Genomic DNA, 16359 nt, shown 5'->3' with positions numbered 1-16359 from the left:
TCAGTAATGCAGCATCAACCAGACACTGCCGGCCGTCGCGGCCATGGTCAGCACGAGAATAAGCCAATCGACGACACGCATCGTCAGTTTCACGCGATATGTGCGTTTGGCTCCCTGAAGGTTGAGGCCACGCGATTCCATGGCCCACCCCACGCTTTGGCTCATCTTGTATGCGCGAATCAGCACCGCGATGAGTATCGGCAAATACGATTTGCATCGAGCGCCTATACGCACGAACACGTTGCGCTTGTTGCCGGAGGCATCGGTCTTGCCGCTCAGGTCGAGTCCGCGGGCGCGCTGAGCTGCCGAAACGGATTGCCAGATGGAGAAGAACACCGGAATGTAACGCAATGCGGTGGCGATGGTGAGACCGGCCTTGTACGGCATTCCCAGCGAGGTGAATCCCCGGATCAGTCTGGTCTGGCTGGTGGTGAACAGGGTGAGGAAGCATGCGAAGCCAAGAGCCGGGATGCGCAGACCCATCACCGCGGCCATCAGCAGGTTCTCCTGCGTGAGTTTCAGCCATCCCCACTGCCAGAGCACATGCGTGCCGGACGGGTCGAAAATCGGCCAGAGCACCACGATGAACACGATGATCACGGCGAGGATCTTCCACACCCAGCCTATGCGTTTCAACGGCACACCATCGGTGATGAGCATCAGATGTTCGATGATCAGCACGTCGAGGATGAACGCCCAATTACGCCATATCAGGCATAGCACCAGCATGACCGTGGAAATCAGGAATTTCACACGCGGGTCGGCACGGTGCAGCCATCCGTCGCCTGGCACATACAGATCGGCGTCCATCAGCGTCCTTCCTTCCGTTGTTCATCGACTTTCGGCAGCGCATGCGTCGCCGAGACCGGACCTTTGGCCTTGTTCTTCCTAAGCGCGGTCTTCGGTTGCGGCTCCCGCGTCTCCTCCGATCTGTCGATCGGACCGTATTGCACGATTTTCCCGTCCTTCAATTCCAACACGTGTGTGCAGTAGCGATATACGGCACGCATGTCATGACTGATCATGATGACGGTGACGCCGCGCTGGTGGAGTTTTTCTACGGCGCCGAGGAATCGTGCGGCCAGCCGGTGGTCGAGCCCCGCGGTGGGCTCGTCGAGCACAAGAATCGGCGTGCGCATGGCCAGCACGGAGGACAGCGCCACCGCGCGTCTCTCGCCATAGCCGAGCGTGGCCGGCGAGATGTCCTCGTAGCGATGCAGGTCGAACAGGGTCATCATCTCTTCGACGCGTTTGTATACGGTGGCGCAGTCCAGTCCAAGCGCGGTCGGCCCGAACCCGATCTCATCCTTGATGGTGGAGCAGAAGATCTGATGGTCGGGATTCTGGAACACGAATCCGACGCGGGCGGCCATTTCTCCGACGCCGTGCTTGGACACGTCAAGACCATCCACCGTCACGGTGCCCTGTGTCGGCTTGAGCAATCCGTTCAGATGCTTGGCAAGAGTGGTTTTGCCGGAACCGTTGCGTCCGATGAGGCCGACGAACGAACCACGTTCGATGTCCACGGACACATCGTCCAAAGCCTTCGTCGCGTTGCCGCCCCGCTCGTACCGGTAGGACACATGGTCCAGGCTGATGATCACGTTTCCGTTTTTGGCCGGAGCTTCGGCCTTGGACGCATTCTTGGATCCGGTACGCTTCCCCTTGCCACTGGTGCGGACGGCCCTGACCACGGGCAGAGGACCATCCGAGACCTGCACGCCAGCGGATTCCAGCAATCCCCTCTCACGGGTGAACAGGCTGGCGTCGCTGTTGCGCACCACCTCACCGTTGACCATGAACAGCACCTGGTCGGCCCAGTGGGCGATATGCTCGGTATCCTGCTCCGCCATAATCACCGTCATGGAACGGGTCTGGCGGATGCGCTCGAGCACGTCGAAAACCTCTTGCTTGCCTTCCGGGTCAAGTGCCGCGGTCGGCTCGTCGAGCACGAGCACATCGGGTTCCGCCGCCAATGCGGCCGCGATGGCCACTCGCTGCATCTGCCCGCCCGACAGGCTGGTCGGCACGCGCTTGCGATATCCGGTCATGCCGACCAGATCGAGCATGATGTCAATCTGTCTGTCGATGATGTCTGGCGCGAATCCGCGGTTCTCCAAAGGAAAGGCGATTTCATCCTCGACGCTTGCGCAGAAGAGCTGCGATTCGGGATCCTGCTGCACATATCCGACGCGTTCGGACAACGCGGATACCGAATGGCGGCTGGTGTTCATGCCATTGACCTCCACCAGACCGCTCATGGTGCCATCGGCCAGATTCGGGATGATGCCGGCCAACGCCATGCATAGAGTAGATTTGCCGGCGCCCGTGGGGCCGATGATTCCCACGAACGACCCTGACTTGATGTCGAAGCTGACATGCTTGAGGCTATTCGCCGGCCTGCCGCCATCAGCCAGCGGCGCGTACTGCCAATTCAAATCACGTACCGTGATCATGCGCTTTTCTCCATATCCTCAGCACATCAGCCCATTGCACCGGCCGTGGACACGGCCAATACGGATACTATATGAGTAAAGACGTATAAAAAACCCGTGGAATCGCCGTTCACCGGTGAACCCACGGGCTTTTTGCATCCGGATAATAATGTATCACTCACTGGCCTTGACACCGAGACCACCGAGTCGCACCAGCGGCGGATAGGCCTTGCGCACCGCCGAGAACAACGCGAAGCCGACAACCAGACCGACCGCGGCCTGCAGGCAATTTCCTGGAATATCCACCAGAGCAGGACCCATTCCGGAAAGAATCCAGCCTGCGATGAAATAGCCGAACACCTTCCAAGCTCCCGCCGCGACGGAGCCGACGATGATGCTGACCGGCTCGAACCGCCGAACCAGGAATCCCACCAGCAGCGCCTGCACGCCATCAATGACGAGCGTGAAGATAGCCCACTGCGGATAACCGCTGATCAGATCCGACAGCGCCGGGCCAAGACCACCAATGATACCGCCGACCCACGGTCCGAACGCATACGCACTGAAATAAATCATCGTGTCAGAAAGATTCAAATATCCTTTGCCCGGGGTCGGCACCTTCACGAACATTGCCACCACCGTGGTGACCGCGGTCATGATGGCGATCAATGGAATGGTGTTGGTCCGAATCGCCTTCGAGACGCCCTTCTTGACGTCCTGTGCCATAATCCAACCTTCTCTCTCTTTGTCTCGCCGAATCGTCAGAATCGGAACATCGTCGACGCTATGGAGAGGAATCACTGGCGATTCCATCCCAACCATCGGATCCCGACATTGCCTGCCGGAACAATCCGGAATTCTAACCCGTCCACATTACAAGCATACAAACATGGAAACGGACGGCTCACAACACCCCCTTCTCATGATGTCGCGAGCCGTCCGACACGACTGTCCGGATTGGCTTACTTGGCCAGGCCGGATTCGCGCAGGGCCTTGAAACCGCCCTCGAGATCATCGATGATGTCGTCGATGTTCTCCAGGCCGATGGACAGGCGGATGGTGCCCTGGTGGATGCCCTGGTCCTCAAGCTCCTCCAGGGTCTCCTGGGAGTGCGTGGTGGAGGCCGGGTGAATCACGAGGCTCTTGGCATCGGCCACGTTAGCCAGCAGGCTGAACAGGTGCAGGTTGTCGATGAACACGCGTGCCGCGTCCTTGCCGCCCTTGATGTCGAAGGTGAAGATGGAGCCGCCGCCGTTCGGGAAGTACTTCTTGTACAGCTCGTTGTCCTTGCGGCCTTCGATGGACGGGTGGGAGATGGATTCGACCTCCGGCACGGTCTTGAGGTAATCGATGACCTTGAGGGCGTTCTGCACGTGGCGCTCGACGCGCAGGGACAGGGTCTCGGTGCCCTGCAGCAGCAGGAACGCGGCGAACGGGGACAGGGTGGCGCCGGTGTCGCGCAGCAGGATGGCGCGCACGCGGGTCACGAAGGCGCTTCCGCCCAGGGCCTCGTAGAAGTTCAGGCCATGGTAGGACGGATCAGGCTCGGTGAGGGTCGGGAACTTGCCCGGCACCTCGGCCCAGTTGAACTTGCCGCCTTCCACGATCACGCCGCCCAGGGTGGTGCCGTGGCCGCCGATGAACTTAGTGGCGGATTCCACCACGATGTCGGCGCCGTGCTCCAACGGACGGAACAGGTACGGGCTGGCGAAGGTGTTGTCCACGATCACCGGCAGGTGGTGCTTATGGGCGATGGCGGTGATGGCCTCGAAGTCCGGCAGGTCGGCGTTCGGGTTGCCAAAGGTCTCGAAGTAGACGAGCTTGGTGTTCTCCTGGATGGCGTCCTCGAACTCCTGCGGATTCTCTGCGGAGACAAAGGTGGTGTTCACACCGTCACGCGGCAGGGTGTGGCGCAGCAGGTTGAAGGTGCCGCCGTACACGTTCTTGGCGGCGACGATGTGGTCGCCGGACTGGGTGATGTTACGCACCGCGTATTCCACGGCGGCCGCGCCGGAGGCGACGGCAAGACCCGCGGTGCCGCCTTCGAGGGCTGCGATGCGGTCCTCGAACACAGCCTGGGTGGAGTTGGTCAGACGACCGTAAATGTTGCCTGGGTCGGCCAGTCCGAAACGGGCCTCGGCATGGTCGAAGTTATGGAAGACGTAGCTGGTGGTCTGGTAGATCGGCACCGCGCGGGAGTCGGTGGCCGGGTCGGCCTGCTCCTGGCCGACGTGCAGCTGCAGCGTCTCGAAGCGGTAGTTCTTGTTCTCTGCCATGGTGTCGCTCCTTGTGTGAGGTTTCGTTTGTTCTCGTCTTCGCCGGTCATTCGTCCTGCCGTGCAGGTGGCTGGCCGGCTGTTGGTAGCGACAATAAGCCGGACTGCGGGCGCGACGCAAGCCGGACGTTATCGCACTTGCCTATATCCCTTTATAAACCGTTGGAATCATTGATTTCCCATGCTTGGCAACCATTGAAAACACGCATGCGAAAATCCGCGACACGCCGATATCCCACATGCCGTCGATCCGACCGTCGGCAACGTCGTGTGACAGAACCGCGCCGAGGTCACGCCACCGGCTAAAGTCAGGTGCAGACAATCGCGAAAGAGGTGTTGATATATGAGCGATGAGATTCTGTATGACCGAGATCCGCGGTACATTCCCCGCGTGGCCGCGGTGCATGACATGTGCGGCTACGGCAAGTGCTCGCTGACCGCGGCCATTCCGATTCTGTCGGCGGCCGGCTGCGATGTCTGCCCCGTCCCGACGGCGCTGTTCTCCGCGCATACGCGCTATAAGGTGTTCACATTCCATGACACGACCGAGATTCTGGACGGATATCTGGACGCGTGGCGGCAGGAGAGCGTCGATCTGGACGGCGTCTATTCCGGTTTCCTCGGCTCCGCGGACCAGGTCGCGATCATCAAGCGCCTGTATGAGGAATATCCGCATGCCCTGCGATTGGTGGATCCAGTGATGGGCGATGGCGGAGAGATCTACGCCACCTACACTCCCGAGCTATGCCGTGCGATGGGCACGCTGGTGGACGGCGCGGACGTGCTGATGCCGAATCTGACCGAGGCCTCCATTCTGACGGGATGCGAGTATCCGGGGCAGGACATCGACGACGCCCAGGTTGATGCTTTGCTCGACGCCCTGCTCGACGCCGGTGCGAGGAACGTCGTGCTCAAGGGCATCGACCGTGGCGATGGCAAAATCCGCAATTACGTCGCATCCGCGTCCACGGGCGCCGCCGGCAAGCAGGAACTCGCACATGACAAGCTGCCATTCATGACGCATGGCACCGGTGATGCGTTCGCTTCGGCGCTATGCGGAGCGGTGATGGCAGGACGTCCGTTGGCCGAGGCGGCCGATATCGCCGGCGAGTTCGTGCGGCATGCGATGGAAAGCACGCAGTATCAGCCGAATCATGAGGAACGTGGCGTGAGCTTCGAACTTGACCTCGGTGAAATGACCAATCTGGTTCAGCGCTGACATCCCCGGCGCTCCGTCTCTCCGCGATGGGTCCGGGCACGACGCGGTGGATGAGTGTGGATAACGCGGATTCATCCACCGTCCATCCACAACACGCCCGGATCCATACAAGTTATCCACATTGGCCGGTCGGCCTTGTCATATGCGGTCGCAGTCTGTTGGACTGGGGCCATGAACCTTTCATCACCGCACAATGTTCCGCCCAAAGCACGCTCCTCGGAGCAGCTTCTCGATTCCCTATCGCGACGGATGCGCGATAATTCGTTGCGCTCACGACAGATCGGCGATCTCGGAGAGCAATATGCGGCCGCATGGCTGGAAAGCCACGGCTGGCACACGCTCGACCGCAACTGGCATTGCCGCTATGGAGAGCTCGATGTCATCTCGCGAGACCCCATGGGCCAGATCGTCTTCGTCGAGGTCAAGACCAGACGGACGCTACGCTATGGCACGCCTCAGGAGGCGGTCACCGCCTCCAAGCAGATCAATCTGCGCCACGCCGCCGTGCAATGGCTGTCGGACCCCGAACATCGCATGCCGCACAACGGCGTGCGCTTCGATGTCATCACCATCGTCGTGCAGGGGGATCATCCGCTGCTGCACCATATCGAAGGAGCGTTCTGATGGCCATCGGCAGCGCGCTATCCGTGGGGCTAATCGGATTGAAGGCCTTCATCATCCAAATCCAGGCCTTCGTCTCCCCCGGACTTCCCTATTTCTCTATCATCGGGCTTCCCGACACCTCCTTGTCAGAAGCGCGCGAGCGTGTCAAATCGGCATGCCAGGCCAGTGGCTTCAAATGGCCGGAGACGCGAGTCACGGTCAATCTCTCGCCCGCCTCCATGCCAAAGAAAGGGTCCTCGCATGATCTGGCGATCGCGGCCAGTGTGCTCAGCGCCTCCGGCGCGATCGTCCATGACTGTCTCGCCGACACCATCGTGCTGGGCGAGGTGAATCTCGACGGAACGGTGCTTCCCATCAACGGTCTGCTGCCGATCATGCTGCATGCGAAGGAACAGGGCATTGCGAAGATCATCGTTCCACACGCCAATCTGGAAGAGGCGCGTCTCATTCCCGATGTCCAGGCGATTGGTGTGCGTCATGTCGGAGAGCTCATCGAATTGATGGGCGGCGTCGCGGAATACACGATTCCGGACAGCATGCGCGGCATGGACGCCGACGCCGATGGCATGGCCATCTGTCCTCCGCCCGGGGACATGAGCGAGGTGATGGGGCAGCATGCCGCCAAATGGGCATTGGAGGTGGCAGCGGCTGGAGGCCACCACCTGATGATGACGGGTCCACCCGGCACCGGCAAAACCATGCTCGCATCCAGACTTCCCGGCATTATGAGTCCACTGAACGAGGACGAACAGCTCGAAGTGGCGTCGATCCGTTCGCTCTGCGGCACGCTTCCCGGATACGGCATCAGCGTCGTTCCGCCGTTCGAGGCGCCCCACCATACTGCATCGACCGCCGCCCTAGTCGGAGGCGGCGCGGGATTGGCCCAACCAGGCGCGATAACCCGCGCGCATCGCGGCATCCTGTTCATGGACGAGGCTCCGGAATTCTCCGCCAGGACGCTGCAGACGCTGCGCGAACCGCTGGAATCAGGCTATGTGGCGATTTCCAGAGCGAAAGGCACCACGTACTATCCGGCGCGTTTCCAGCTGGTCATGGCCGCGAATCCCTGCCCATGCGGCTACGCGTACGGCAACGGCGAACGCTGCACCTGCAGGGAGAAGGATCGCATCAAATATTTCAGCCGTCTTTCCGGCCCGATCCTCGACCGCATCGACATCCAGATTGAAGTACCGCCGGTGGAGCGCATCGTCTCCGGAACCAAGCCGTCCGGAGATTCGAGCCACGACATACGTCTGCGCGTCATGGTCGCGCGTCAGACGGCGCAGGAACGGTTCCACGAATACAAATGGACCTGCAACGCGCAGGCAACCGGCTCATGGCTCAGGGCCAACACGTCGATCAAAGCAATCGAATTGGTCAACCGCGCATTGGCGAGCGAACGGCTGAGCCTACGAGGAGCGGACCGGGCCATGCGTCTTGCGTGGACATTGTCCGATCTGGCGGGGAAGACCTCTCCCGGACCGGAGGAGATGATGCAGGGGATATCCATGAGAACGAAGCTGACATGACGACGACAATAGACGATGAGACTTTGGCCCGCGCGGTGCTCACCTTCTGTCTGGACAGCGCCGACGCGATGATGTACGCGCTGATCAAAGGCACCGGTTCGGCCGCGAGCGCGTTGCAGCTGATCGCCGACAGCGGCCCAGGTAGCCACGAAGGCGTGGTGGCCGCGGCATGCTCCGCTTTGGATGCGGCGTTCATCAACGGCATCACGCGTTGGGGACGGACCATCAACGCCCGTGGCATGGCCTCGTTCCACGGGTCGTTGGTGTCATGGCAACAGCGCCTGACGCTCCTCCCCTGCAAGGATCCGGACGGATTGCGCGATTGGTTCACCGTAGGCGGCTCGCAATGGATCATCGCCCCGCACCACCCTTGTTGGCCCGACCAGCTGGCCGACCTGTCGCTGCACACCGATTGGGCGGCCCCACTATGCCTGTGGGGCAAGGGCGACCCTCAGGCATTGGTGTCATGCTCCGCGCCGGTCGGCATAGTCGGCTCACGGGGTGTCGGCGACTATGGCAGGCAGAGCGCGCATGAGCTGGCGCTTCATGCGGCGCGCTCCGGTCATCTGGTTGTGTCCGGCGGAGCGTTGGGAGCCGATGCGGCCGCCCATTGGGGCGCCATCCAGGCCATGGATGAGATGGGAGCCCCTCTTGCCGGACGTACCGTCGCCATCTTCGCCGGAGGGCTGAACCACATCGGACCGAAAAGCAACCAGCGTCTGTTCGAGCAGATCGAGAACCATTCGGGCGCCCTGATCTCCGAACTGTGCCCGGGAACCGTGCCCGAGGCGAGACGTTTCCTGCTGCGCAACCGTCTGATCGCCGCGCTGTCGTCCACGCTGATCGTGGCGCAGGCACGGGCGCGCTCCGGAGCGCTCAACACGGCAGGCTGGGCGAACGAGCTCAACCGCAGCCTTTTCGCCGTGCCGGGGGACGTCACCATGCCGCATAACACCGGATGCAATCGTCTTATCCAGGCAGGCAAAGCCTCGATCGTCTGCTCGCTGACGGAGATCGACGAACTCTGCCACGGCGCGCATCGGCCGGAATGCGTCGATGGCACGGACAACGGCGAAGACGGGCAACGGGAGACGCCATATGCCGGTTCCGGCACGACCGTGCTCGATGCCATCAGAATGTGCCGCGGAGCCAGCGGCAACGTCACGGTCGACTGCGTGCTCGCCAAGCTGGATGAGGCCCACCCCGGCGAATATTCCGTGGCACGTGTCATGCGGGATTTGGGATCATTGGAGCTTGAAGGCCTCATCGATATGCGTTCCGGACGGATCTCCATCATCGAACACTGAGCAAGCCGGTTCCACGCGCCTGCGTTCCTCGATTCGGCTCCGAAGTCATACCTTGTGCGAAAATCAGTGGTATGAGTCCGAAGCATGTTGAAGATATGTATGATGCAGTGATCGTCGGCGCTGGCGCGGCAGGCCTTTCCGCGGCGTTGGGGATGCTCCGCAGCGAGCGGATGCGCCAAATGAGGGCATCCGGCATCGAGCCGAACGTTCTGGTGATTTCAAAGCTGCAGCCGTTACGTTCCCATACCGGGTCCGCGGAGGGAGGCATCGCCGCCAGCCTCGGCAATGTGGAGAAGGACGATTGGCACTGGCATTACTACGACACCGTCAAGGGCGGCGATTGGCTTGTCGACCAGGACGCGGCGAAGCTGCTCGCCCAGGAGGCCCCGGCTACGGTGATCGCGCTGGAGCATGCCGGCGTTGCCTTCTCACGTACCGAGGATGGACACATCGCCCAACGTCGGTTCGGCGGGCATACCAGGGATTTCGGCAAGGAGCCGGTCCGTCGCGCCGCGTATGCGGCCGACCGTATCGGACATCAGATCCTGTTTTCGCTTTGGCAGCAGTGCGTCGCCGAAGGCGTCGAATTCGCCGAGGAATGGTACGTGACCGATCTGGTGGTGTCCGAGGACCGTTCCAAGGTCGAGGGCGTGGTGGCATTCGACGCGCATAAGAGCAAAACGCATGCCATCCACGCACGCAATGTGCTGGTGGCCACCGGTGGCGCGGGACGTCTGTTCCACACCACGTCGAACTCCTGGGATCTGACCGGTGACGGCATGGCTTTGGCCCTATCCGCAGGCCTGCAGCTGGAGGACGGCGAATTCGTGCAGTTCCATCCGACCGGCCTTGCCCATACCGGCATTCTGCTGTCGGAGGCGGCACGTGCGGAAGGCGGCGTGCTACGCAACGCCAATGGAGAGGCATTCATGGAACGGTATGCTCCGGGACATGCGGATCTGGCCGCACGTGATGTGGTGAGCCGCTCCATCATGGCCGAGATCGATGCCGGGCGAGGAGTCGCCGATCCAAAGGATCCGGAAGGCCCGAAGGATTGCGTCTGGCTGGATATGACGGGCATCGACGCGGACCATATGCGCAAGGTTCTGCCGCAGGTGGTGGAGACCATCGAAGAGTACGCCAACCTCGATCCCGCACACGACTATGTTCCCGTCAAACCGACCGCGCATTATACGATGGGCGGCATTCCAATCACCACCGACGGTGAGGTCTATCGCTGGATCGACGGCGGACGCGTCATCGTAGATGGTCTGTTCGCAGCCGGCGAATGCTCCTGCGTATCGGTGCACGGCGCGAACCGTCTGGGCGGCAACTCCCTGTTGGACGCGTGCCTGTTCGGCACCCGTTCAGGCAAGGCTCTGGCCCAGCGAGTCGCCGATGATCCGGTGAACGATCCGACTGCCGAACCATTCGGCGAGACCGGCACCGACAGGGTCCGGCAGGCGGCCGACGAACGTTCGGCACAGGTCAAGGATCTGTTGGCGCAACTGCCGGAGGATGACGAGGCCTTCCAGGACAATCCTTACCAATTGCTGGCCGACTTGGGTTCCGTCATGGAACGGGCCGTCGCCGTGCGTTGCGACCAGCACAGCATCGAACAGGCGTTGCGCACGTTGGATGACGATCTTGCGCCGCGCGCCGAAGCGCTGCACGCGCATTCCGACTCCCCCGCATTCAATCAGGAGATCACCGCCATCTGGGAGGTGCGCCATCTGATCGAACTCGGCAAGGCAGTGCTTGCCGCATCCGACGCACGTCACGAATCCCGAGGCTCATTGAAACGTCTCGACTTTCCCGAGCGCGACGACGAGCATTTCCTGGCCCACTCCATGACGGACGTCACCGGACAGGTCTCCTGGCAGCCGGTGCATATCGTGGATATGCCTCCGAAAGCCCGTGAATACTGATGCCTCTGGGCACGGCGTATGGCAGACTGGTTGACGGTTTTTCAACGAAAGGCAGGTACATGAACGGCAAGGAGAACGGCATGAACACGGTGACGTTGCGGGTGAACAGGTTCGCGCCACGTCCCGAACGAGGCCGTGAGCGAGGAGGCTCGCCTTTCGCCAGAAAGAGCTCTCCGTTTGGCGATTCCGGCGCATCCGCGCGTAGACGTCCCCGTGGAAAGCAATGGGTGCAGGAGTACACGTTGTCCGTTCGTCCGGAGGACACCGTGCTCGATTGCCTGTTGACGATCAAACGCACCATCGATCCGACGCTCGCCTTCCGTTATTCGTGCGGACATGGCATGTGCGGATCCGACGCGGTGGCCATCAACGGCACACCGACGTTGCTCTGCACGGCCATGGTGAGGGATTGGGCCAAACCGACCGGCACACAGGTGGATGATGAGGGATTCCGCCATACCGGCGATGGCTCACAGCCCGCTTCCGCACAGGACGGCGACGATTTGGGTGTCATCGAGCTCGCCGCGCTGCCCGGGTTCCCCGTGCAGCGCGATCTGGTCGCCGACATCGACCAGATGCTCGATCAGATCAGAAAGCTCAAGCCATATCTGCAGGCCAATGGCGAGCTCGCCACCACCGAGGACGGCAAGATCAACGCGTTCGAATATCTGCAGAATCCTCAGCAACTGGCCAAATACGAGTTGCTGAGCAACTGCATCGCCTGCGGAACCTGCGAAGGCAGCTGCCCCGTATACGCGGGCGGCGAGGCGTTCATCGGCCCCGCGGCGCTTATCGCGGCGTCCCGTTTCATCAACGACTCACGTGACACGCAGACGGCCGCTCGCATGGATGCCATCGATTCGGCCGATGGCATCGCGGCATGCCAGTCGGTACGCGCCTGCTCGCGTGAATGCCCGCGCGGCATCGACGTCGGCGAGGAGATCTGGCAGCTGATCGCCCAAATCAAGGAGCGCTGAACATGGACAGAACGTCATACACCAATCTCGCGAAATCGTGGGAGTATGTCGAGGATCATGCGTTCTCACGCCAGTCAGCCGAATTGAACGCCATCAGGACCGCAGCCGAGGAGAACGGCATTCCCCAGGGATCGGCCGCACAAGCTGAGCTCCTGCGCATGCTGGTGCGGATGCTGAACGCCTCCTCGGTGATCGCCATCGGCACCGGTTCCGTGGTGGAGACGATGCAATTGATCAACGGCCTCGACGGCACAGGGCAACTCACCGCCGTCGATTCCTCCGCGCAGGGCATCTCCCTGATTCGAAAGCTGTTCAATCGGCTATCCGACGAGACCGAAACCACGCTACGCGCCGTCAATGCGTCCGCAGGCGTGTTCCTTCCCCGTCTCAATGCCGAAAATTACGATCTGATCGTCGTCGCCGGCGATCCCGAGAATTACGCAGCCGCTTTCGCGCAGGCGCCACGTCTGCTGAAACCGCATGCCGCAATCGTGTTCACCGATGTGCTCGCTTTCGATGCGGCCACCTCCGCCGGCGGCGTACTGAATCCCGCCAACCGTGACGCCAAGTCCATCGCGATGCGGGAGCTGCTGGAAACCGTGGAATCCGATGAGAGGTTCACCACCGCATTGACACCGACCGGCACCGGTCTGCTAATCGCGGTCAAGGACTGACGCCGTCATATCCTCTCTGATTCCTTAGGTATGAATGGGGCCCGTACATGTGTTGGCATGTGCGGGCCCTATCTTTGTCTACTGTCGTTTCGTCTTGGCGCCGATAGTCTGGCTGACCACGACCGTGCCATCCTCCAGCACCGTTTCAACTTCGTTGGCAGCATCCTCATCACCGGTATGGTGCTTGTGCTCCTGCTGAGCCGACGATTCGAACCGCTTGGATTGGCGGCTCAGCAGTATGCCGGAAACCACTGCCGCGATCATGGATCCGACCAACACGCCGAATCTGGCCTCGGCGGACAGTTCGGCGTCCTGATACGCAAGAGAAGCGATGAGGAACGATACCGTGAAGCCGATACCGCATGCGCAGGCCGCGGGGAACATGTCACGAACGCGCAGCCCCTTGGCCATTTTGAGGCCTCCCACATGCGTGGACAGCCATGCCGTGGCCATGATGCCCAAAGGCTTGCCAACGACCAACGCCACCATCACAGCGACAACCACAGGCGAGACGAACAATGCGAACGTCAACGATTCGAAATGCACACCGGTGGCGAACAACGCGAAGATCGGCAGCGCAAGCAACGCGGAGAACGGCTGCAGCTTGTCCGCATAGCGTTCCGCCCGCGGGGTCTTCTCACCGAAGCGCTCATGCGCGGGAGTAAGCAGGCCGACCAGCACGCCCGCCAGGGTGGGGTGAACGCCAGCCTCGAACATCATGACCCATGCCAGTACACCGACAATGGCCACCGCAAGCCATGGCACCCTGCGCATGCGAACCAGGAAATACCAGACGACCGCGCATACGGCGATGCCGAGGAACCAATACCACGCGTTCACCGACGAGAAGAACACCGCGATCAGGATGATGGCCAGCAGATCATCCACCGTGGCTAACGTCATCAGGAACGCACGGATGGAGCCCGGCAGCGCTTTGGCGAACAAGGCCAGCACAGCCAGCGAGAACGCGATATCCGTGGCCGTAGGCACCGCCCATCCATGGGACATCTGCGCGAAGGAGAACACCTCGCCCGACGCTATCGTCAGGCGACCGGCTCCCGCCGCGGAGAACAGCGAGATCACGCCGATGAACAGCGCCGGCGGCACCAGCATGCCTCCCACGGCGCACAGCATCGGCACCGCGGCGGCCTTGGGATTGGACAGTGATCCCGTGGTGAGTTCCTGCTTCAACTCCAGTCCCACTGTCAGGAAGAACACCGTCAGCAGACCATCCTGCACCCAGTGTCCCAATCCCATGTCGATATTGGTGTGGGGAATGGCTATACGGAAGTTCTCAAGCTGCTCGAACGCATGCGCCGTGAAGGGAAGATTGGCCAGTAGAAGACCGGCAAGAGCGAAGCCAAGCATGATCAGACCGGATATACGGTCGGACGCGGCTATGCGTCGGATGGTTGTCCAGATTCCCCTCTTCGATGTGGCCATCATGCTCCTTGTCTTGCGGCCCCGTCCGACCGCGATGTCCGTGGAAAAATCGCATTATCCAGTGTATCGGAGGGTCTGGTGTTTGGCCCCGGACCCTCATCCACGCTCATCTGTGCGCGCAATCGCTCCGGCATATGTCCGCTCTCGTCATAAGACGTTCCCACAATCCGGAACGATTCCGGAGCGGCTTCAAGATGGTATGGGCAGAAAACCCATTGGAGAAAAAGAAAGCCTCCCCCGCATTCGCGAAGGAGGTTCTTGTGCGCGAGACAGGATTCGAACCTGCGACCTGCTGATCCGTAGTCAGCTGCTCTAATCCGCTGGGCTACTCGCGCAACGTCATCTCATTTTCTAAAGCCACCTGATGACTGGTGGCTGGTGCGCGAGACAGGATTCGAACCTGCGACCTGCTGATCCGTAGTCAGCTGCTCTAATCCGCTGGGCTACTCGCGCAACGTTGCCTTGTTTCCGGCAACTCGAATAAGATACACCCAAACGAGCTTCAAACAAAATCTCGGCGTGTCGCGGCGGATTTCAACGGAATCATGCCTCTCTCAGACGAGGAATCTCCTGCGTCGGCACCTTGAGCAGTTTCGGTGTGCCCGCGCCGTTGACGGCGGCCTCGTCGACGACCACCTCGGCGACGCCTTCCATGCCGGGAAGCTGGAACATGGTATCCTCCAACGCCTTCTCGATGATCGAACGCAAGCCACGCGCGCCTGTTCCGCGTCGAATCGACGTGGCCGCGATCTGCCGCACCGCGACATCGGTGAAAGTCAGCTTCACGCCATCGACCGCGAACAGCTTCTGATACTGTTTGACCAACGCGTTCTCCGGTTCGACGAGGATACGCGCCAAATCGTCCTCGGTAAGCTCCTCCAGCACGCTGACCACCGGCAATCTTCCGATGAATTCCGGAAGCAGGCCGAAATCGGCCAGATCGTCGGCGGACACCTGCGCGAGCAATTCCCGTTTCGGCACCTCATGATCATGCCAGGATGCGCCGAAACCGCTTTCCCGGGCACCCAAACGCTGCGCCACGATGTCGTCAAGTCCCACGAACGCGCCACCGCAGATGAAAAGGATGTCTCGGGTGTCAATCCGCACGGTCTCCATCTCGCGGTGCTTGCGGGATCCCTCCACCGGCACGTTGGCAACGGTGCCTTCCAGGATCTTGAGCAAAGCCTGCTGTACGCCTTCACCGGACACATCGCGCGTGATGGACGTGTTCTCGCCGCTTTTACGGGCGATTTTGTCAATCTCGTCTATATACACGATGCCCTGCTGGGCGCGGGCCACATCGCCATCGGCGGCCTGGATGAGGCGCTGCAGCACGGTCTCGACGTCATCTCCCACGTAGCCGGCCTCCGTCAGTGTGGTGGCGTCGGCTATGACGAACGGCACGTTCATGACTTTGGCAAGCGTCTGCGCCAGATACGTTTTGCCCACTCCCGTCGGCCCAAGCAGCAGAATGTTCGACTTGGCCACCTGCACACCCGCAAGCGGATCTTCGTGCGTATGCGACGACTTCACGCTAAAATGGGCCGATTCGCCCATCTCCATGTTGACACGCTTGTAATGGTTGTACACGGCCACGGAAAGCGTTCTTTTGGCTGATTCCTGGCCGACGACGTAATCGTCGAGATAGGCGCTGATCTGCGCTGGCTTGGGCAGCTGCAGGACACCGGCCCGGGCGTCCTTGACCCGCTCCTCGGAGATGATGTCCACACAAAGTCCGATGCATTCGTCGCAGATGGCCGCACCCGACCCGGTGACCAACTTGCGCACCTGGTTCTCGGATTTGCCACAGAACGTGCATCTTGGCACCGCGTCGTTGTAGCTGACCACACGTCCCATTCAATACCCCTTCGTTTCATAAGACAGTCATCCAAAGAACACAATACCCCTGCCGGAACCCAGCAGGGGTATTGTGCGTCAAGACGCGAAT

Annotated in this window: 13 protein-coding genes and 2 tRNA genes; 7 read left to right on the top strand and 8 right to left on the bottom strand. The window is 61.1% G+C overall.

Annotation, left to right across the window (positions count from 1 at the left end; genetic code table 11):
* From AC1ATL_RS05480 to AC1ATL_RS05465, 4 genes are all read right to left on the bottom strand, one after another.
* Complete coding sequence (locus AC1ATL_RS05480) at positions 1–810, bottom strand: energy-coupling factor transporter transmembrane component T family protein (protein WP_026645710.1); 810 nt, start codon at positions 808–810, stop codon at positions 1–3.
* Positions 810–2456, bottom strand: a complete 1647-nt coding sequence (locus AC1ATL_RS05475; RefSeq protein ID WP_476569119.1) for an ABC transporter ATP-binding protein — start codon at positions 2454–2456, stop codon at positions 810–812. Before AC1ATL_RS05475 ends, AC1ATL_RS05480 begins: the two co-directional genes overlap by 1 nt.
* 153 nt (positions 2457–2609) lie before the next feature.
* Entirely contained in the window at positions 2610–3161 is a 552-nt protein-coding gene (locus AC1ATL_RS05470; protein WP_075662247.1) for an ECF transporter S component, read from the bottom strand.
* Between the two features lie 236 nt (positions 3162–3397).
* Positions 3398–4711: an O-acetylhomoserine aminocarboxypropyltransferase/cysteine synthase family protein gene (locus tag AC1ATL_RS05465; protein WP_026645707.1), complete on the bottom strand. Its 1314-nt coding sequence runs from the start codon at positions 4709–4711 to the stop codon at positions 3398–3400.
* A 342-nt stretch (positions 4712–5053) separates the two neighbouring features.
* Here AC1ATL_RS05465 and AC1ATL_RS05460 point away from each other — a divergent pair, with 342 nt between their 5' ends.
* From AC1ATL_RS05460 to AC1ATL_RS05430, 7 genes are all read left to right on the top strand, one after another.
* Positions 5054–5929, top strand: coding sequence for a pyridoxamine kinase (locus tag AC1ATL_RS05460; RefSeq protein ID WP_026645706.1), 876 nt, complete (start codon positions 5054–5056; stop codon positions 5927–5929).
* A gap of 171 nt (positions 5930–6100) precedes the next feature.
* Positions 6101–6553 (top strand): YraN family protein, encoded by a 453-nt coding sequence (locus tag AC1ATL_RS05455; protein ID WP_026645705.1) that lies wholly within the window; start codon positions 6101–6103, stop codon positions 6551–6553.
* Positions 6553–8082 (top strand): YifB family Mg chelatase-like AAA ATPase, encoded by a 1530-nt coding sequence (locus AC1ATL_RS05450; RefSeq protein WP_476569115.1) that lies wholly within the window; start codon positions 6553–6555, stop codon positions 8080–8082. Before AC1ATL_RS05455 ends, AC1ATL_RS05450 begins: the two co-directional genes overlap by 1 nt.
* Positions 8079–9389, top strand: a complete 1311-nt coding sequence (locus tag AC1ATL_RS05445) for a DNA-processing protein DprA (RefSeq protein WP_476569113.1) — start codon at positions 8079–8081, stop codon at positions 9387–9389. Before AC1ATL_RS05450 ends, AC1ATL_RS05445 begins: the two co-directional genes overlap by 4 nt.
* A 71-nt stretch (positions 9390–9460) precedes the next feature.
* Positions 9461–11317, top strand: a complete 1857-nt coding sequence (locus tag AC1ATL_RS05440) for an FAD-binding protein (RefSeq protein ID WP_476569111.1) — start codon at positions 9461–9463, stop codon at positions 11315–11317.
* 59 nt (positions 11318–11376) lie between these two features.
* Complete coding sequence (locus AC1ATL_RS05435; RefSeq protein WP_432623692.1) at positions 11377–12294, top strand: succinate dehydrogenase/fumarate reductase iron-sulfur subunit; 918 nt, start codon at positions 11377–11379, stop codon at positions 12292–12294.
* A gap of 2 nt (positions 12295–12296) precedes the next feature.
* Positions 12297–12968, top strand: coding sequence for an O-methyltransferase (locus AC1ATL_RS05430; RefSeq protein ID WP_476569109.1), 672 nt, complete (start codon positions 12297–12299; stop codon positions 12966–12968).
* A gap of 78 nt (positions 12969–13046) precedes the next feature.
* On the opposite strand, the gene nhaA is transcribed toward AC1ATL_RS05430, so the two are convergent.
* The 4 genes from nhaA to clpX all read right to left on the bottom strand — a co-directional run bounded on the left by nhaA (position 13047) and on the right by clpX (position 16268).
* The gene (gene nhaA, locus AC1ATL_RS05425; RefSeq protein WP_476569107.1) at positions 13047–14414 is read right to left on the bottom strand and encodes a Na+/H+ antiporter NhaA; all 1368 of its coding nucleotides are present in this window, start codon (positions 14412–14414) and stop codon (positions 13047–13049) included.
* Between the two features lie 258 nt (positions 14415–14672).
* Positions 14673–14746 (bottom strand) — tRNA-Arg (locus AC1ATL_RS05420).
* Positions 14747–14787: 41 nt separating this feature from the next.
* Positions 14788–14864: transfer RNA gene (locus AC1ATL_RS05415), tRNA-Arg, on the bottom strand.
* Between the two features lie 90 nt (positions 14865–14954).
* Positions 14955–16268, bottom strand: a complete 1314-nt coding sequence (gene clpX / locus AC1ATL_RS05410; protein WP_476569105.1) for an ATP-dependent Clp protease ATP-binding subunit ClpX — start codon at positions 16266–16268, stop codon at positions 14955–14957.
* Between the last annotated feature and the right edge of the window lie 91 nt (positions 16269–16359).

Source organism: Bifidobacterium sp. LH_743 (genome assembly GCF_056355775.1).
The sequence above is the reverse complement of the archived record's forward strand: the minus strand, read 5'-3'. Positions and strand labels throughout refer to the sequence as shown.